We start from the raw sequence: 17,000 nt of genomic DNA, 5'->3' as shown, positions 1-17,000 counted from the left end.
GGTCGGACATCGGTCGGGGGTTCGGCGGATCGGGTCGTTCCCGGGGTCACCGGTTCACGCATCGCCGTACGCCTCGCCGCCGAGCTCCAGCGTGGCCGTGCCGGCCGTCGCGTCGGCGAGCCAGGCCCGGAACTCCTCCACGTCCGCGTCGGGCAGACCGATCTCGATGGTGACGCCCTCGGCGTACGCCACCTCGCGCACGGCCCGTCCCGTCGCCCGCAGATCGTTCTCCAGCTTGCCGGCGCGCTGGTGGTCGACGGTGACGGTGGCGAGGCGGAAGCGCTGCCGGGTGAGGGTGCCGAGCGCGTCCAGGGCCTCGCCGACCACGCCGCCGTACGCCCTGATCAGGCCGCCCGCGCCGAGCTTCACCCCGCCGTAGTAGCGGGTCACGACGGCGGCGACGTACCGCACCTCGCGCCGCATGAGCATCTGGAGCATCGGCGCGCCCGCCGTCCCGCCGGGCTCGCCGTCGTCGCTCGCCTTCTGGACGGCCGCGTCGGCACCGATGACGTACGCGAAGCAGTTGTGCGTGGCGGTCGGGTGCTCCTTGCGGATGCGCGCGACGAACTCCTGCGCCTCCTGCTCGGTCGCGACGGGCGCCAGCGCGCAGATGAAGCGCGAGCGGTTGATCTCGGTCTCGTGCACGCCCTCGCGGGCGAGCGTGCGGTACTGCTCCTGCATCCCGCCACCCTATGCGCCCGCGGGAGGGCCCCCGCACTCAGTCCGCGGGCCGGTCCGTCGCACGGTCCGGGCCCGGGTCCACGGGCGGGTGCGCGGCCCGGGCCCCTGTCCCGGCCCCCGTCCCTTCGCCGCGCCCGGCGAACGGCAGCGCCCGTAGCGCCAGGGCCCAGCCGAGGCGGGTGTCGCCGGATTCGCTGGACCGGCCGGTGAGCTCCGCGATGCGGCTGATGCGGTTGAGGACCGTGTTGCGGTGGCAGTAGAGCTGTTCGGCGGCCCGGGCGGCGGAGCAGCCGCTGTCCAGCCAGACCCGGAGGGTCTGCAGCAGGGCGGCGCGCTCACCGGCGGTGGCCAGGACCGGCCCGAGATGGACGGCCACGATCCGGTCGGCGATGTCGCCCCGCCCGCTGAGCAGCACCTCCGCGAGCCGGTCGTCGAACGCCGCCGCCTCACCGCCGCCCGCGGGGAGCGTACGGAGGGTCTGCTCGGCCAGTCGCAGCGCCCGGCCGGCCTGGGAGAGCCGTTCGAACTCCGGCGATACCCCGGCGGTCGCGCCCGTGTGGTGGCGCAGCAGGTCGAGCAGCTCGGGCGTGCCGTCGGCGCCGCGCGGCAGCCGGACGATGCCGGCGTAGCGACCGGCGCGGGGGCGCCAGAATGACCACATGCCGCGTGCCTCCAGGACGGGCGCGGGGTTGGGCGGGGCGGCCGGATCCTGGGCGGCGACCACGACGACGTACCGGCCGTGCGGCGGCACGCCCAGCGCGGCGGAGGCGGCCGCGGCGACGGCCGGGTCCTCGGCGCGACCGTCGAGCAGGGCCTCGAAGAGGGCGACTCTGCGCGTGTCCCGGCGGCTCTGCATCTCCAGCTGCGTCAGGCGGTACGCGTCGGCCATGGCCACCGAGTAGCGGTCGATGGTCTCCCAGACGGCGCCCGCGACCTCGAGCTCGGTGTCCCGGCTGTCCGACTCGCGCCCGGGCCTGGCCCTCAGGTGCTCGGCCATCACCTGCCACAGCACTCGCCCGCCACGGCGGTAGGCCCGCAGGACCGTGTCGAGCGGCACGTCCTGCTCCGCCCGGCGGCGGCCGGTCGCGCGGGCCGCATGTTCGAAGTCGCCGCCGGTGGGAGGAAGGCCGCCGAAGTCCTCCAGGGCGCGCAGCAGGTTGTCGCGGACGAACTCCCACAGTTCGTCGCGGGTGACCGGGGTGCCGGAGGCGTACGTGCCGCTGTGGGAGCGGATGTCGTCGACCGCCCGGTCCGTGAGCCGGTCGATGTCGTCGATCATCGAGGTGGCGAGGGCGCGGCGCAGCGCGCCGGCTGCCGGGGCGGAGCCGACGGGCGTGTGGGCGCTGCCGGAGGCGGAAGCGGCGCCGCCCCGTCCGAAGCGGGCCTGTCCGGGGGTGGCGTGCCCGCCCACGCCGCCGGACCCGGCGGACCTGTGCGTCATGGCCGCACCGTAACTCCGGAATTTGGCGAATGCCACGCCTCACGCACTTCCAGGAGGCTGCTGCCCAGCGCCGTCGGCCACATGGTGGGCAGGTGCACATGGTGTGCGACCGGCACCAGGGCGGATTCTGTCCGTGTCAGGCCCTTGTTAACGCCGCGTTTCCTGGAGCATGTCATGTCACTGAGCGTCGCCAGCGTCCTGGGTGAATCCGCCCGCCACTTCCCCGACCGGATCGCGGTGGTCGAGGGCGCGGCCCGGCTGACGTACGGGGAGCTGTGGAACGAGGCGCTGCGCTGCGCAGCCGGGCTGCGCGCGGCGGGGGTGAAGCCGGGTGACCGGGTCGCCGTACTGCTGCCGAACACCACGGAGTTCCTGCGGGTGTACTACGGCGCGCTGGCCGCGGGCGCGACGGTCGTGCCCGTGCACGCGCTGCTGGTGGCCGAGGAGGTCCGGTACGTCCTGGAGCACAGCGGGGCGGTGGCGATCGTCAGCGGCGGGCCGCTGTGGCCGGTGGCCGAGGAGGCGGCGCGGGCCGCAGGCGTGCGCGCGCTGCAGGGTGCCCCCTCGGCGGCGGAGCCGCTGCCGGCCCCCGAGCCGGCCGAGCCCGCCGACACGGCGGTGATCCTCTACACGAGCGGGACGACGGGCCGGCCGAAGGGCGCCCGGCTCACGCATCTCAACATCGTGATGAACGCCTCCGTGACCTCGCAGGACCTGCTCGGTCTGGGCGGGGAGGACGTGGTCCTCGGCTGTCTGCCGCTGTTCCACAGCTACGGTCAGACCTGCGCCATGAACGGGACGCTGCGGGCCGGGGCCACGCTGGTCCTCATGCCCCGGTTCAGCGGGCCCGCGGCGCTGGAGGTGCTGGCCGCGGAGGGGGTCACCGTCTTCATGGGCGTACCGACGATGTACCACGCCCTGGTGGAGGCGGCCGCTGTCTCCGGCTCCCGGCCGACGGGCCTGCGCGCCGCGGTCTCGGGTGGCGCGGCGCTCCCCGTCGCCGTGCTCGAACGTTTCGAGGAGACGTTCTCGACCCAGGTCCTCGAGGGGTACGGCCTCACCGAGACCTCTCCGGTCGCCACCTTCAACCAGCCGCACATCGGGCGCCGGCCGGGCACGGTCGGCCACCCCGTGTGGGGCGTCGAGATCGGTGTCGCGGACGCGGGCGTGGACGGCGAGGTGCGGTTGCTCGCGGACGGCGAGATCGGCGAGGTCGTGGTGCGCGGGCACAACGTCTTCGCGGGGTACCTCGACGACCCGGAGGCGACGGCCGCCGCGGTGGTCGACGGCTGGTTCCGCACGGGCGACCTCGGGGTCCGCGACGAGGACGGGTATCTGAGCATCGTGGACCGGAAGAAGGACCTGGTCATCCGGGGCGGCTTCAACATCTACCCGCGCGAGGTCGAGGAGGTCCTGGTCCGCCACCCGGCGGTCTCCGAGGTCGCGGTCGTCGGCGTTCCCGACGACGCCAGGGGCGAGGAGGTCTGCGCGGTGGTCGTGCTGCGCGCCGGCGCCGGCGCGGTCACGGCGGAGGAGCTCGTCGACTGGTCGAAGGAGCGCCTCGGCCGCCACAAGTACCCGCGCGTGGTGCGCTTCGTCGACGAGCTGCCGCTCGGGCCGACCGGCAAGGTCCTCAAGCGCGCGCTGGTCACGAAGGTCTGAAGGGCCGAGCCGGTCCGACGCGTCCGAGCCCCTGGTGACCACGCGGGCGGCGTCAGGCGGGGTGCGCGAGGCGGTCGACGACGAGCCGCGGGCCCGGGGCGCCTGAGCGGGCGGGCGGGAATCACCGGGGCCCGCGGCTCGTTCTGGACAGGGACGAGCCATGGGAGGCAGCGGATGAGCGTCGAGACCACGACGACCGAGTCGGACACCGTACGGAAGATCCTGACCGCCACGGGCGACACCTGGGCGGTCGTGGGCCTGTCGTCGAACCAGGCCCGCGCGGCGTACGGCGTGGCCGCCGTGCTGCAGCGTTACGGCAAGCGGATCGTGCCCGTCCATCCGAAGGCGGAGACGGTGCACGGCGAGCAGGGGTACGCCTCGCTCGCCGACATCCCGTTCCCGGTCGACGTGGTCGACGTGTTCGTCAACAGCGAGCACGCGGGACAGGTCGCCGACGAGGCGGCGGCCATCGGCGCCAAGGCGGTGTGGTTCCAGCTCGGCGTGATCGACGAGGCGGCGTACGCCCGCACCCGCGAGGCCGGGCTCGACATGGTCATGAACCGCTGCCCCGCGATCGAGATTCCGCGCCTCAGCTGACGCCGAGGCCCTCCAGGACGACGGCGCCGGGCAGTTGGGCGAAGGCCTTGCCCGGCACGATCAGCTTGCCGCGACGCCGGCCGCTTCCGACGAGGACCCATGCGGTGTCGACGACGGTGGCGTCGACGAGGACGGGCCAGTCGGCGGGGAGCCCGATCGGGGTGATGCCGCCGTACTCCATGCCGCTCTCGCCGGTCGCGGTCTCCATCGACGCGAACCGCACCTTGCGGGAGCCCAGGTGCTTGCGGACGACTCCGTTGACGTCGACGCGGGTGGCCGAGCGCACCACGCACGCCGCCAGGGTGGTCTCCTCGCCGCGCTTCCCGGCGACGATCACGCAGTTCGCGGACTCGTCGAGCAGCCGCGCCCCGTAGTGCTCGACGAAGACGGCCGTGTCGGCGATCTCCGGGTCGGTGTCCACGTACAGCAGCTGGTCGGCCGGGACTGCGCCCTGCCAGGCGCGGACCGCGGCGGCGACCGGCTCCGTGAGCAGGTCGAGGCAGTCGCAGGCGGGAACGGCGTTGTCGAAGTCTCCGATGGGTGCGCGCATGTGCGCCACGCTAACAAGCCGTCCGCGCCCCGGGTTTGGTCGTCTCAGCGGGCGGGCGGGATGGAGACGGCCATGGTCATCTCGACCTTCTCCGTGCCGTCGTTGCGGTAGGCGTGCGGCACGTTGGCCTCGAAGACGGCGGAGGAACCGGCCGGGATCGTGTGCTCCTCGCCCTCGACGACGAGGGTGAGCTCCCCCTCCGTGACGTGCAGCAGCTCGGTGGTGCCGTCGGGGTGCGGGTCGGAGGCGCTGCCGTCGCCCGGCATCAGCGTCCAGGACCAGAGCTCCAGCGGACCGCGCGCCTCGGTGCCGACCAGCAGCTTGGTGTGGCTGCCGGTGGAGGTGGACCACATGCGTACGGCCTGCTCCGGCGGGACGAGGCGGACCTGCGGGCCCTGCTCGTAGTCGAGGAGGGTCGTGATCGAGACTCCGAGCGCGTCCGCCAGCTTCACCGTGGTGCCGACGCTGGGGTTGGTGCGGGCCTGCTCGATCTGGATGATCATGCCGCGGCTGACCCCTGCCCGGGCGGCGAGCGCGTCCAGCGTGAAACCGCGTTCATTGCGCCACCGCTTCAGGTTCCGCGCGAGCGACTGCGTGAGCTGATCGAGGTCCGACACATTCCGTCCAATATTCTGGATGACAGAGTTCAACAGACTGAACTACCGTGTGGTCTATCGCGGTGTACTCAGCTGTACACCGCACTGTACTGCGAGACCACCACCCTGCGAGGATTCCATGACCGCGCTGTTCGCCCTGGCCACCGCCCTGCTCTGGGGACTGGCCGATTTCGGCGGCGGGCTGCTCACCCGGCGCATGCCCGCCCTGACGGTCGTCGTCGCCTCACAGACGATCGCGGTCGTGGTCCTCGGTGCCATTGTGATCGCCACCGGCGGCTGGAGCGAGGCGGGGCCGCAGCTCTGGTACGCCGTCGCCGCGGGCGTGGTCGGCCCGGTGGCCATGCTCTGCTTCTACAAGGCCCTGGCGCTCGGCCCGATGGGCGTGGTCTCCCCGCTCGGCTCGCTCGGCGTGGTCGTACCCGTGTCGGTGGGCCTGCTCATCGGCGACCGGCCGGGACTGCTCCAGTTCGCCGGGATCGGCGTGGCGATCGTGGGCGTCGTCCTGGCCGGCGGACCGGAGCTGCGCGGCGCGCCCGTGCAGCGCCAGGCGGTGCTCCTCACCCTGGTGGCGGCCTTCGGTTTCGGCTCGGTGATGGCCCTGATCGCGGAGGCGTCGTCGACCCTCACCGGCCTGTTCCTGGCCCTGTTCGTGCAGCGCGTCACCAACGTGGTGGTGGGCGGCGGCGCGCTGTACGTCTCCGTGAAGCGGGGTGGCCGTGCGCTGCCCGAGGGCGGCGGGATGAAGGTCGTGTGGGCGGCTCTCCCGGCGCTCGCCTTCGTCGGCCTCGCGGACGTCGCCGCCAACGGCACGTACTCGATCGCGGCGCAGAACGGTCCGGTCACCGTCGCCGCCGTCCTGGCCAACCTCTACCCGGTGGTCACGGCGCTGGCCGCGCGCGGGGTGCTCAAGGAACGGCTGCGGGCGGTGCAGGCGGCGGGCGCGGGCCTCGCCCTGGTCGGCACGGTGCTGCTCGCGACGGGCTGACGACGGCTGACGACGGGGGCCGGCGACGACCCGAAGACGGCGGCCGCCGGTCAGGACGCGGGCGCTCCGGACGGGTCGGCGTCCGCCAGTTCCCATGCCGCGAGCGCGGCAAGCTGCTCGTGCGTCACGCCGTCCGGTACCGGCACCGGCGCCGGCGTCCGCAGCGGCGGCTGCCAGCCCAGCTCCGGGTCCCAGCTGCGCACGACCTTCGCCGGCGCGCCGGCCACCACCGAGTGGTCCGGGACCTCTCCCCGTACGACCGCGCCCGCCGCGACCACCACGTTGCGGCCGAGCCTGGCGCCCGGCAGGATCACCGCGCCCGTGCCCAGCCAGCAGCCCGGCCCGATCTCGACGGGCTCGGAGCGCGGCCACTGCCTGCCCACCGGCTCGTCCGGGTCGTCGTAACTGTGGTTGGTCGAGGTGATGTAGACGTACGGCCCGCAGTACGTGTCCGAGCCGATCGTCACCGAGTTGTCCGCGATGACATGGCTGCCACGCCCCAGGACGACTCCGTTCCCCAGGGTCAGGACCGTGTCGGGGCCGAGGTCGAGTCCGGGCAGCATGCCGGCGGTGAGGGTGACCTGCTCGGCGATGATGCAGCACTCACCGATCTCGATCCACTGCTCACCGAAGACGGTCCCCTGCGGGAAGGCCAGCCGGGTGCCCGCGCCGAGGCGACGGAACCGCAGCCGCCCGGGGTGCTCGGCGGTGACGGCGCCGGCCTCCTGCACCCAGCGCCAGCCGCCCTGCACGGCTCGGGCGAGAACCCGGCGCCGCCACGCGGCGAGAGATGAGAACGTGTTTCTGTTCCTGGGCACCCGGACACGGTAGTCCCCGCTGTCGTACCTGATCACGGGGGTGCCCTGTGATGTCCGTCATGAGGCGGGGGCTAGATTGCCCCGCAGGGCGAGACGCAACGACGAGGGATCAGGAGCGAACGATGACAGAGGCGTTGATCAAGGGCGTGGGCGGCAAGGAGCCGCAGGTCGATCCGACCGCCTTCACCGCGCCGACCTCCGTCGTGCTCGGCGACGTCACGCTCGGCGCCCGCGCGAGCGTCTGGTACCACGCGGTACTGCGGGCGGACTGCGGTCCCATCGCCGTCGGCGAGGACTCCAACATCCAGGACAACTGCACGGTCCATGTCGACCCCGGCTTCCCGGTCACGATCGGCGACCGCGTGACGGTCGGCCACAACGCGACCGTCCACGGCTGCACGATCGAGGACGACGTCCTGGTCGGCATGGGCGCCACGGTCCTCAACGGGGCCCGTGTCGGCGCCGGTTCGCTCATCGCGGCGCAGGCGCTCGTCCCGCAGGGGATGGAGATCCCGCCGGGTTCGCTGGTCGCGGGCGTCCCGGCCAAGGTCAGGCGCCCGCTGACCGAGGAGGAGCGGGCCGGTATCCGCCTCAACGCGGAGATGTACCTGCACCTGGCCAAGGGCCATGCCGAGGCGTTCGGAGACTGAACCCCGGGTACGGAGAAGGGCGCGGCACCATCACGGGCGCCGCGCCCTTCTCCGTACCGCAGTCGTCCGCAGTCGCCCGCGGTCGTACCGCCGTCGAACCGCCGCCGTCAGTCCCCGACCGTCACCGGCACCGGCTCGGCGGGCGACTCCGCCTTCGCCGCCGCCTTCTTCGCGCGGTTCTTCAGGATCAGCATCGAGGCGAGGCCGATCACGACGGCGAGCACCAGGCCGAGCCAGGAGAACCGCTTGAGCCATGCCTCGGCGACGATGCCCACAGAGTAGATGACGGCCGTGGTCCCGCCCGCCCAGAGGATGCCACCGAAGACATTGGCGATGGCGAACTTCCAGTACGGCATCTTCAGCACGCCCGCGAGCGGTCCGGCGAAGATCCGGAGCAGGGCGACGAAGCGGCCGAAGAAGACCGCCCACATGCCCCACTTCTCGAAGGACCGCTCGGCCAGCCCGATGTTGGCCTCGCTGAAGTGCTTGGGGAACTTCTTCCCCAGCCAGGCGAGCAGCGGCCGCCCGCCCTTGCGGCCGATCGCGTAGCCGATCGAGTCGCCGATGATCGCGCCGGCCGTGGCGCAGGCGCCGAGGACGTACGGATTGATGTCGCCGTGCTGCGAGGCCAGCAGGGCCGAACTCACGAGAACGATCTCGCCGGGCAGCGGGATGCCCAGGCTCTCGAGCCCGATCACCACCCCCACCAGCGCATAGACGGCGACCGCGGGGATCGTCTCCAGCCACTCCTGGACGTGCAACGCGGATTCCTCCCGTGTCGAAGGCGTGCGCCGCGTCGCGCACGCCGGGGCAGCCTACCTGCTCACCGGGTTCGCACGACGACCTCCGTGGTGAGCCGGTGATCGCGTGAGGAGGCGGCCACCCGGACCCCACGCGGGCCCGTCCCGAGCACCCAGCCGTGCCGTGCGACGTCCCAGGAGGAGAGGGTGCGGGCGGCGACGGGCACGGTCACCCGGCACCGCTCGCCCACGGCCAGCTCCAGGCGCCGGTACCCGGCGAGGAGCTGCGCCGGCTGGTCGACGCCGAGCGCGGCGAGGTCGGGCGAGGGGCCGACGTAGACCTGGGCCACCTCGGTCCCGGGCCGACCGCCCGTGTTCCGTACGGTGAAGGTGACCGCGAGTCCGCCGTCCGCCACGGGCTCGACCTCCAGGCCCTCGTACCCGAACGTGGTGTACGAGAGTCCGTGCCCGAACGGGAACAGCGGCTCCACCTGCTGGGCGTCGTACCAGCGGTGGCCGACATGGACGCCCTCGCTGTACTCCTCCACCCCGTCCCGCCCCGGGTACCGCCGCGGGTCGCCCGCCGTGGGGTGCCGGTCCTCGGCGGCGGGGAAGGTCTGGGTGAGCCGTCCGCCGGGGTCGGCGTCGCCGAACAGGACGGCCGTGGTGGCGGCGGCGCCCTCCTGACCGGGGTAGTACATCTGCAGCACGGCGGCGCTCCGCTCCAGCCAGGGCATGGCGACGGCGGAGGAGGTGTTGAGGACGACGGTGGTACGGGGGTTGGCCGCCGTCACCGCGACGATCAGGGCCTCCTGATGACCCGGGAGCGCGAGGCTCGTACGGTCCTCGCCCTCCGTGGCGTCCTCGTACGCGAAGAGCACGACGCTCCGTGCGGCGCGGGCCGTGCGCACGGCCTCCGCGACGTCCTCCGCCCGCCCGGCGTCGCTGATGGCGCGGAGCCGGACGAGCTGGCCGGCCGCCCCGCCACGGGCGGTGACCGTCAGGCGGTGGGTGCCGGCGGTGAGGTCGACGGTCGCGCGGCGGACGGCGAGACCGTCGGGGGCGCGCCTCTCGAGCCCTCCCACCAGAACGTCCTCCCCGCCCGGACGGACGGGGAAGAGTTCGGTGGAGTCGAGCGTGACGGAGGGGCGGGCGCCGCTGTAGTGGACGAGGAACGTCCAGCGGTCGTCCTCGGGAACGTCGAGGGTGCCCTCGTAGCTCCAGGTGGCGCCGGCCGCGACGGTGAGGTTCTCCCACTCGGCCGGGGGCTCGGAGGCGGGGAGGGGCCGTCCGAAGAGGTCCTCGCCGACGGCGTACGTGACGGTGGCGCCGTCGCCGGCGCGGGCCCGGATCGCGTCGAGGGGACGGGCGGCGGAGTCGGGGACCACATGGGCGCTGCCGCCGCCGCTGACGAAGGGCACCGTGGCGGTGGGGCCGATCACGGCGAGGGAGCGGGCCGCGCGGCCGGTGAGCGGCAGCATCCCGCTCTCGTTGCGCAGCAGGGTGGCTCCGGCGGTGGCGATCCGCAGGGCGACGGCGGCGCCCGACGCCGCGTCACGCTCGGGTCGCGGATTCTCCTCGAGGAGCCTGAACCGTTCGCGTACGGAGAGGATGCGGCGCAGGGCCCGGTCCACGTCCGCCTCGGCCACCTGGCCTTCCCGCACCGCCTTCTTGAGTGCGTCGCCGTAGCGGGCGCCGGACGGCATCTCCATGTCGAGGCCGGCGGAGAGGGCGGGCCCGGTGCTGTGTGTGGCGCCCCAGTCGCTCATCACCCAGCCGTCGAAGCCCCAGCGGGTGCGCAGCACATCGGTGAGGAGCGCCGCGTTCTCTGCGGCGTACACGCCGTCGACCTTGTTGTACGCGGCCATGACGGCCCCCGCTCCGGCGGCGACGGCGGCCTCGAACCCGCGCAGCTCGGTCTCGTGGAGGGTCTGCTCGTCGGCCCGGACGTCGATGGATGTCCGGTATGTCTCCTGGTTGTTGAGGGCGAAGTGCTTGACCGTGGCGATCAGGCCCTCGGCCTGGATGCCGCGGATCTCCTCGGCGACGAGGTCGGCGGAGAGGAGGGGGTCCTCGGAGAAGGTCTCGAAGTTCCGTCCCGCGTAGGGGGTGCGGATCAGGTTGACCATCGGGGACAGCAGCACGTCCTGGCCGAGCGCGCGGCCCTCGCGGCCGATGACCCTGCCGTAGGCGCGGGCGAGGCCGGGGTCGAAGGTGGCGGCGAGCATGACGGGGGCGGGCAGAGCGGTGGCGGCGCGCTTCACCCGCACGCCGGCGGGCCCGTCGGCGAGCCTCAGCGCCGGGATGCCGAGCCGTGCCACACCGGGTACGTAACCGGCCTGGCCGAGGCTCTTCGGGTCCCTGGCCCCGTGCAGCAGGGCCACCTTCTCGTCGAGGGTGAGCCGCGCGAGGAGCGTGTCGACCCGGCCGGCCCTGCGGGGCGCCGGATTCGCGCGCGCCGGTGCGGCCACGGAGGTCGCGGCGACGACGGCCCCGCCGAGCAGCCACAGCGCGGCCCTGCGCGGCAGCCGCCCGTCGGTCGCGGCCCGCGTCGACGGGGCCGGGCGCGGGCGGCCCTTGAGGCTTCCTGAGGCGCCACGGGCGCGCGGCGCACCCGGCGCGGGGGACGAAGGGTCGGCCTCCGAGCCGTCCGGCGGGAGGTACAACTCACGGGACTCGGCTTCTGACACGGTGCTGCTCCTTCGCACGGAGGCGGATGCCGCGTTGACGCGGTGAGCGCACTATGCGTGACGGCCCGTCATTTTTGCCGGAGCCCCGCTGAAGCGGCCGCCCCCGCATCCGGATGGGCATGCGGGGGCGGCCGGCGGCGTCCCTGTCAGGAGTTCGGGCGCAGGGTCCAGACGACCGTCATCTCGCCGGTCACGGCGCCGTCCTCGCGCGTGATCGCGATGTGGACCGGGAACTCCGGGCGCGCGCCGGCGTCCAGCTCGGCCACGACGTCGGCGGCCGGGCGGCCCAGGGTGGCGGTGGCCGTGACGACGCCCATCGCGAGCTTCTTGTAGCCGATCTCGGCGGTGACGGCGAGCGGCACCGCGCGGCTCAGCTGGTCGCCGAAGGCGGCCAGGACGATCGCGCCGCTGGCGGACTCGGCCAGCGTGAACATGGCTCCGGCGTGCGGGCCGCCGACGTGGTTGTGGTAGTCGGCCTGGTCCGGCAGGCGGACGACGGCACGCTCGGAAGTGGTCTCCAGGAACTCGAGGTTGAGGGTCCTGGCCATGGGAACCGTGGCGGCGAGCATCTCGCCGACGGACATCTGGTCTGCGCTCATGCCGCGATGTTACCCACGAGTAGCAGCGAAGGCCATCCCCGGCGCCGTGAGCCCGGACGGGGGCGGGCGTAGCAGGGTTCCCGCCACACCTCTATGGTTACTGGCCATGTGGCCAGGACAGCAGCCGCCCGGGGGCGAGCAGAACCCGCAGGACCAGAGTCAGAACCCGTACCAGCAGCCGGGTTATCCGCAGCAGCAGCCCAACCCGTATCAGCAGCCGGGGTACCAACAGCAGCCCGGATACCCTCAGCAGCCGCCGACGCAGCCGGGCTACCCCCAGCAGCCGGCCCAGCCGGGGTACCAGCAGCCCAACCCCTACCAGCAGCCGACCGTGCCGCAGTACCAGGTGCCGGGCGCTCCGCCGCAGCCGGGCGGGCCGGGTGACGGCAAGAAGAAGCAGACGACCGTCATCGCCATCGTCGCCGCGACCGCCGTGGTCGTGGCCGCCGGTCTCACCGGTTACCTGGTCCTCGGCAAGGACGACGACAAGAACACCAAGGCCGGCGACGACCCGAAGCCGTCCTCGTCGGCCCCCAGTTCCGCCTCGTCGTCCCCCGCGCTCGACAACCCGCGCGACGACGCCCAGCAGCAGCCGACCATCCCGGGCTGGAAGGTCGTCCACAACCCCAAGTACGGCACGCTGTTCGACGTACCGCCGGAGTGGGAGGTGCTGAAGCCCGGCACCGTCACCTTCTTCGAGGACGAGAAGAAGGGCGACGGCTCCCCGGTCGTCACCATGTCCGCACCCACCCGCTACAAGAGCAAGTGGTGCTCGTTCGACACCGACAAGAACGGCACCGAGGAGACCTGGGGCCTGAGCAGCGCGGGCACCAAGGGCGGCCAGGGCGCCAAGGACACCTCGGAGGCGGCGTACAACGAGGCCGGCAACTGGGTGTGGGCCGGCTACGCCCAGCACATGCCCAAGGGCACGATCAAGATCACCAAGGCCGTGCCGTACACCACCAAGTCGGGGCTCGTCGGCAGCGTGGCGACGGCCACCGCCCCGGGGATCAAGAAGCGGAACAAGTGCGAGTCGGACGGCAAGTCCCTCGCGTTCTCCTTCAAGAACTCCCAGGGCGACTTCTCGTCGTTCGTGCTCTACGCGGCCGACGGGGTCAAGGACGAGCTGCCGGACGCCACGATCCAGCAGATCCTCTCGACGGTGCGACTGGCCCCGGCCTCGTCCTGACGGGCTCCGTACCGGCCGGCGACGTTCGGCACATCGTCCGGTAATCGGTTTGGCAGGAGGCGGCGGCGACAGGGATAGTCCCGGGGTGAGAACTCCCGCCGCCTCCCCGCGGACCCCCCTGCTCTCCCGCCGCCCCGAATGGGCCGGCCGCAACTATCTGCTGCTGACCGCCGCCGCGATCGTCACCAACCTGGGCACCCACGGGGCCCTGATCGCGGCGGCGTTCGCCGTGCTGCAGTCCGGTGGGGACGGCGGAGACGTCGGCCTGGTGGCGGCGGCCCGGACCCTCCCGCTCGTGCTCTTCCTGCTCATCGGCGGCGCGGTGGCGGACCGGATACCCCGGCACCGGGTGATGGTCGCCGCCAACGCCCTCAACTGTGTCTCGCAGGGCGTCTTCGCCCTCCTCGTCCTCACGGGCGACCCACAGCTGTGGCAGATGATGCTGCTCACCGCGCTGTGCGGAACCGGCCAGGCCTTCTTCAACCCGGCGGCCGAGGGCATGTTGATGTCCAGCGTCAGCGGCGAACAGGTCAGCCGGGCCTTCGCCCTGTTCCGGATGGCCATGCACGGCGCCGGCATCGGCGGGGCGGCGCTCGGCGGCGCGATGATCGCCGCGGTCGGACCGGGCTGGGTCCTCGCGATCGACGCCGCGGCCTTCGCCGTCGCCGGCGCGCTGCGCGCCTTCCTCGACGTCAGCCACATCGCGGCGCGCGAGGCGGGAGGCGGTCTGCTCGCCGATCTGCGTGAGGGCTGGCACGAGTTCATCGGCCGGCCCTGGCTGTGGTCCATCGTGGCCCAGTTCTCCATCGTCGTGGCGCTCGTCGGCGCGGCCGAGTCCGTCTACGGGCCGCTGGTGGCCCGGGACCAGCTCGGCGGCGCCCGGCCCTGGGGAATCGCGCTGGCCTTCTTCGGCGTCGGTACGCTCGCCGGCGCGCTGCTGATGATGCGCTGGAAACCGCGCCGGATGCTGCTCGTGGGCACCCTGGGCGTCTTCCCGATCGCTCTGCCGTCGGCGGCGCTCGCCGTACCCCTCGACGTGGTGGGTCTCTCGGCGGCGATGTTCGGCAGCGGGGTGGCCATCGAGGTGTTCGGCGTGGCGTGGATGACGACGCTGCACCAGGAGATCCCGGAGGACAAGCTGTCGCGGGTGTCCGCGTACGACTGGTTCGGCTCGACGGCCATGCTCCCCCTGTCCACGGCCCTCGCGGGCCCGGCGGAGAGCCTCTTCGGCCGCAGTGAGGCGCTGTGGGGATCGGCGACGCTCATCGTGGTGGTGACGGCCCTGGTCCTGCTGGTCCCGGACGTCCGGAACCTGAAGCGCCGCACGAAGCAGGTGGGCGGTTCCGCGGACCACGTGACCGTCGCCGCTCCGACGCCGGTCGCGGAGACCCGGGAACCCCAGCCGGGCGGCTGACTCGGCCGCGCTCGGCCGCGCGTGCCCGCGTGCGCGGTCGTCAGCCGACGCTGAAGGCGCCGTCCGGGGGTACGGGGGACGGGACCGCGTCCGCGTCGGTCACCGGGCGGGCGGATCCGGTGAAGCGCGTGAGGGTCGCTCCGAACTCCACCCGCGCGGGGAACGCGTCCGCGGCCGCCCGCCGGGCCAGATGGGCCGTGTCGATCTCCCGGTCGCTGGCGACGAGGACCGCGTTGCCGAAGCGGCGGCCGCGCAGCACCGCCGGTTCGGCGATCAGGGCCAGCTCGGTGAAGACCTCGGCGAAGGTCGCCAGTTGGGAGCGGAGGAAGGCGAACGGCGCTCCGTCGGCGAGGTTCGCGACGTAGACGCCGCCCGGTCGCAGCACCCGCCGGGCCTCCCGCGCGTACGCGACGGAGGTCAGATGCGCGGGCACCCGCGAGCCGCCGAAGACATCGGCGATCAGCACGTCCGCCGACGCCTCGGGCGCGCTCTCCAGCCACGCCCTGGCGTCCGCCCCGTGCACGGTGACACCCGAGCCGTCCGGCAGCGGAAGGTGCTCGGCGACCAGGTCGAGCAGCCCCCGGTCGGCCTCCACGACGTCCTGCCGCGAACCCGGCCGAGTCGCGGCGACGTACCGGGGCAGGGTGAGCGCCCCGCCGCCGAGGTGCAGGACGGACAGCGGCGCGCCCTCGTCCGCGGCGCTGTCGATGACATGGGCGAGCCGGCGCGCGTACTCGAACTCGAGGTACGTCGGATCGTCCAGGTCGACGTACGACTGCGGCGCGCCGTCGACCGTGAGCAGCCAGGCCCGCTCCCGGTCGACGTCGGGCATGAGCCTGGCGGTTCCCCAGTCGACGTCCCGGATGACGGGTATCTGCTCGTTCACGCTCTCATTGTGCCCACAGAGCACGGACCGCTTCCGCGCGGGCGGCGACCCGGGCCCGCATTCCGTGGGGTACGGAATGCGGGCCCACCCGGCCGAGACCGGAGGCCGCTCACCGGCCGGGCGCTCACCGGCCGGGGACCGGCTCGGCGCTCGCCGGCCGGCTCTCAGCCGACGGTCGTGACCGTGCCGGCGCCGACCGTACGGCCGCCCTCGCGGATGGCGAAGCCGAGACCCGGCTCCAGCGGTACGTCACGGCCGAGTTCGACGGTCATGGTGACCGTGTCGCCCGGGCGCGCGACCGCCGCCTCGCCGAGGTCGACGTCACCGACGACGTCCGCGGTCCGGATGTAGAACTGCGGCCGGTAGCCGGTCGAGACGGGGGTGGTGCGGCCACCCTCCTTGCCGGACAGGACGTAGACCTGCGCGGTGAAGCGCCGGCTCGGCACGACGCTGCCCGGCGCCGCCACCACGTGACCGCGGCGGACCGCGTCCCGCGCGACACCGCGCAGCAGCAGGGCGACGTTGTCGCCCGCCTCGGCCGACTCCATGAGCTTGCCGAAGGTCTCCACCCCGGTGACGACCGTCTCGGTCTCCGCGCCCAGCACCTCCACGCGGTCGCCGACCCGCACCGTGCCGCGCTCGACGGCTCCGGTGACGACGGTGCCACGGCCGGTGATGGTGAGGACGTTCTCGACGGACATCAGGAACGGCGCGTCCACGTACCGCACGGGCATGGGCACGTAGGTGTCCACCGCGTCGAGCAGCGCCTCGATCGCGCCGGTCCAGCGTGGGTCGCCCTCCAGGGCCCTGAGTCCGGACACCCGGACGACGGGGACGGAGTCGCCGCCGTAGCCGTGCGCGGTCAGCAGCTCCCGTACCTCCAGCTCGACCAGGTCGGTCAGCTCGTCGTCGCCCGCGTCGGCCTTGTTGAGCGCGACCACGATGTGGTCGACGCCGACCTGGCGGGCGAGCAGGACGTGCTCGGCCGTCTGCGGCATGATCCCGTCGAGCGCGGAGACGACGAGGATGGCCCCGTCGAGCTGGGCGGCGCCGGTGACCATGTTCTTGACGTAGTCGGCGTGGCCGGGCATGTCGACATGGGCGTAGTGGCGGGTGTCGGTCTCGTACTCGACGTGCGCGATGTTGATGGTGATGCCGCGCTGCGCCTCCTCGGGCGCGCGGTCGATCCGGTCGAACGGCACGAACGTGCCGGTCCCGCGCTCGCTGAGGACCTTGGTGATGGCGGCGGTCAGGGTGGTCTTGCCGTGGTCGACGTGGCCCATGGTGCCGATGTTGAGGTGCGGCTTGGTGCGCACGTATGCCGTCTTGGGCATGGTTCGCTCGTTCCTTGAGCTCGAAGCGTGAGAGGGGACCCCGGGGCCGGACCGACCCTCCCCCTGTGGGGTCCGCCGGACGAGCCGGGGAGGGTCAGCTTCGGGCGCCGTCGAGTGCGGCTGCGAGCGTTGCGACGAGAACGACGG

General features: G+C 73.2%; 16 protein-coding genes. 6 read left to right on the top strand and 10 right to left on the bottom strand.

The genetic code is table 11. The annotated features are described in order from the left end of the window. Positions 1-54: 54 nt before the first annotated feature. Both ABZ939_RS18215 and ABZ939_RS18210 read right to left on the bottom strand, forming a co-directional pair. On the bottom strand, positions 55-681 hold the full coding sequence (locus tag ABZ939_RS18215; protein WP_361855559.1) for a YigZ family protein: 627 nt from the start codon (positions 679-681) through the stop codon (positions 55-57). 37 nt (positions 682-718) lie between these two features. Beyond that, on the bottom strand, positions 719-2,122 hold the full coding sequence (locus ABZ939_RS18210; protein WP_361855556.1) for a helix-turn-helix domain-containing protein: 1,404 nt from the start codon (positions 2,120-2,122) through the stop codon (positions 719-721). A 174-nt stretch (positions 2,123-2,296) separates the two neighbouring features. On the opposite strand from ABZ939_RS18210, the gene ABZ939_RS18205 reads away from it, so the two are divergent. Then, on the top strand, positions 2,297-3,784 hold the full coding sequence (locus ABZ939_RS18205) for a long-chain fatty acid--CoA ligase (RefSeq protein WP_361855553.1): 1,488 nt from the start codon (positions 2,297-2,299) through the stop codon (positions 3,782-3,784). Positions 3,785-3,958: 174 nt separating this feature from the next. After that, positions 3,959-4,381, top strand: coding sequence for a CoA-binding protein (locus ABZ939_RS18200; protein WP_361855550.1), 423 nt, complete (start codon positions 3,959-3,961; stop codon positions 4,379-4,381). Here the strand turns inward: ABZ939_RS18200 and ABZ939_RS18195 are convergent. Together ABZ939_RS18195 and ABZ939_RS18190 are read right to left on the bottom strand one after the other, a co-directional pair. Beyond that, positions 4,374-4,931, bottom strand: coding sequence for a YbaK/EbsC family protein (locus ABZ939_RS18195; RefSeq protein WP_361855548.1), 558 nt, complete (start codon positions 4,929-4,931; stop codon positions 4,374-4,376). The genes ABZ939_RS18200 and ABZ939_RS18195 overlap by 8 nt on opposite strands. A gap of 44 nt (positions 4,932-4,975) precedes the next feature. Then, complete coding sequence (locus ABZ939_RS18190) at positions 4,976-5,548, bottom strand: XRE family transcriptional regulator (RefSeq protein ID WP_361855545.1); 573 nt, start codon at positions 5,546-5,548, stop codon at positions 4,976-4,978. 118 nt (positions 5,549-5,666) lie between these two features. Here ABZ939_RS18190 and ABZ939_RS18185 point away from each other — a divergent pair, with 118 nt between their 5' ends. Continuing rightward, positions 5,667-6,533 carry a DMT family transporter gene (locus ABZ939_RS18185; protein ID WP_361855542.1) on the top strand — a complete coding sequence of 289 codons (867 nt, stop codon included), beginning with the start codon at positions 5,667-5,669 and terminating at the stop codon, positions 6,531-6,533. A gap of 50 nt (positions 6,534-6,583) precedes the next feature. Here ABZ939_RS18185 and ABZ939_RS18180 read toward each other — a convergent pair whose 3' ends face one another. Then, entirely contained in the window at positions 6,584-7,351 is a 768-nt protein-coding gene (locus tag ABZ939_RS18180; RefSeq protein ID WP_361855539.1) for an acyltransferase, read from the bottom strand. 122 nt (positions 7,352-7,473) lie between these two features. On the opposite strand from ABZ939_RS18180, the gene ABZ939_RS18175 reads away from it, so the two are divergent. Beyond that, positions 7,474-8,001: a gamma carbonic anhydrase family protein gene (locus ABZ939_RS18175; protein ID WP_361855536.1), complete on the top strand. Its 528-nt coding sequence runs from the start codon at positions 7,474-7,476 to the stop codon at positions 7,999-8,001. Positions 8,002-8,108: 107 nt separating this feature from the next. Here the strand turns inward: ABZ939_RS18175 and ABZ939_RS18170 are convergent, their stop codons facing one another. From ABZ939_RS18170 to ABZ939_RS18160, 3 genes are all read right to left on the bottom strand, one after another. Beyond that, complete coding sequence (locus ABZ939_RS18170) at positions 8,109-8,762, bottom strand: DedA family protein (RefSeq protein ID WP_361855533.1); 654 nt, start codon at positions 8,760-8,762, stop codon at positions 8,109-8,111. Positions 8,763-8,824: 62 nt separating this feature from the next. Continuing rightward, positions 8,825-11,431, bottom strand: coding sequence for a glycoside hydrolase family 3 N-terminal domain-containing protein (locus ABZ939_RS18165; RefSeq protein WP_361855530.1), 2,607 nt, complete (start codon positions 11,429-11,431; stop codon positions 8,825-8,827). Positions 11,432-11,577: 146 nt separating this feature from the next. After that, positions 11,578-12,015, bottom strand: coding sequence for a DUF4442 domain-containing protein (locus ABZ939_RS18160; protein ID WP_361855652.1), 438 nt, complete (start codon positions 12,013-12,015; stop codon positions 11,578-11,580). A gap of 121 nt (positions 12,016-12,136) precedes the next feature. Between ABZ939_RS18160 and ABZ939_RS18155 the strand changes: the two genes are divergently transcribed. Beyond that, a complete protein-coding gene (locus ABZ939_RS18155; RefSeq protein ID WP_361855527.1) occupies positions 12,137-13,219 on the top strand; it encodes a hypothetical protein in 1,083 nt (360 codons plus the stop codon). Positions 13,220-13,304: 85 nt separating this feature from the next. Further along, on the top strand, positions 13,305-14,633 hold the full coding sequence (locus ABZ939_RS18150; RefSeq protein ID WP_361855525.1) for an MFS transporter: 1,329 nt from the start codon (positions 13,305-13,307) through the stop codon (positions 14,631-14,633). Between the two features lie 40 nt (positions 14,634-14,673). Here the strand turns inward: ABZ939_RS18150 and ABZ939_RS18145 are convergent, their stop codons facing one another. Next, positions 14,674-15,519: a fused MFS/spermidine synthase gene (locus ABZ939_RS18145; protein WP_361855522.1), complete on the bottom strand. Its 846-nt coding sequence runs from the start codon at positions 15,517-15,519 to the stop codon at positions 14,674-14,676. A gap of 164 nt (positions 15,520-15,683) precedes the next feature. Next, a complete protein-coding gene (gene tuf / locus ABZ939_RS18140; RefSeq protein ID WP_361855520.1) occupies positions 15,684-16,853 on the bottom strand; it encodes an elongation factor Tu in 1,170 nt (389 codons plus the stop codon). Between the last annotated feature and the right edge of the window lie 147 nt (positions 16,854-17,000).

Origin of the sequence: Streptomyces sp. NPDC046712 (genome assembly GCF_040645695.1) — a bacterium.
Lineage (GTDB): Bacteria > Actinomycetota > Actinomycetes > Streptomycetales > Streptomycetaceae > Streptomyces.
The sequence above is the reverse complement of the archived record's forward strand: the minus strand, read 5'-3'. Positions and strand labels throughout refer to the sequence as shown.

Excerpts from the sequence above, each read along its gene's own strand:
- ABZ939_RS18200 (WP_361855550.1), top strand. The coding sequence starts at position 3,959 with ATGAGCGTCGAGACCACGACGACCGAGTCGGACACCGTACGGAAGATC.
- ABZ939_RS18175 (WP_361855536.1), top strand. The coding sequence starts at position 7,474 with ATGACAGAGGCGTTGATCAAGGGCGTGGGCGGCAAGGAGCCGCAGGTC.
- tuf (WP_361855520.1), bottom strand. The coding sequence starts at position 16,853 with ATGCCCAAGACGGCATACGTGCGCACCAAGCCGCACCTCAACATCGGC.
- ABZ939_RS18160 (WP_361855652.1), bottom strand. The coding sequence starts at position 12,015 with ATGTCCGTCGGCGAGATGCTCGCCGCCACGGTTCCCATGGCCAGGACC.
- ABZ939_RS18185 (WP_361855542.1), top strand. The coding sequence starts at position 5,667 with ATGACCGCGCTGTTCGCCCTGGCCACCGCCCTGCTCTGGGGACTGGCC.
- ABZ939_RS18215 (WP_361855559.1), bottom strand. The coding sequence starts at position 681 with ATGCAGGAGCAGTACCGCACGCTCGCCCGCGAGGGCGTGCACGAGACC.
- ABZ939_RS18155 (WP_361855527.1), top strand. The coding sequence starts at position 12,137 with ATGTGGCCAGGACAGCAGCCGCCCGGGGGCGAGCAGAACCCGCAGGAC.
- ABZ939_RS18210 (WP_361855556.1), bottom strand. The coding sequence starts at position 2,122 with ATGACGCACAGGTCCGCCGGGTCCGGCGGCGTGGGCGGGCACGCCACC.
- ABZ939_RS18205 (WP_361855553.1), top strand. The coding sequence starts at position 2,297 with ATGTCACTGAGCGTCGCCAGCGTCCTGGGTGAATCCGCCCGCCACTTC.
- ABZ939_RS18195 (WP_361855548.1), bottom strand. The coding sequence starts at position 4,931 with ATGCGCGCACCCATCGGAGACTTCGACAACGCCGTTCCCGCCTGCGAC.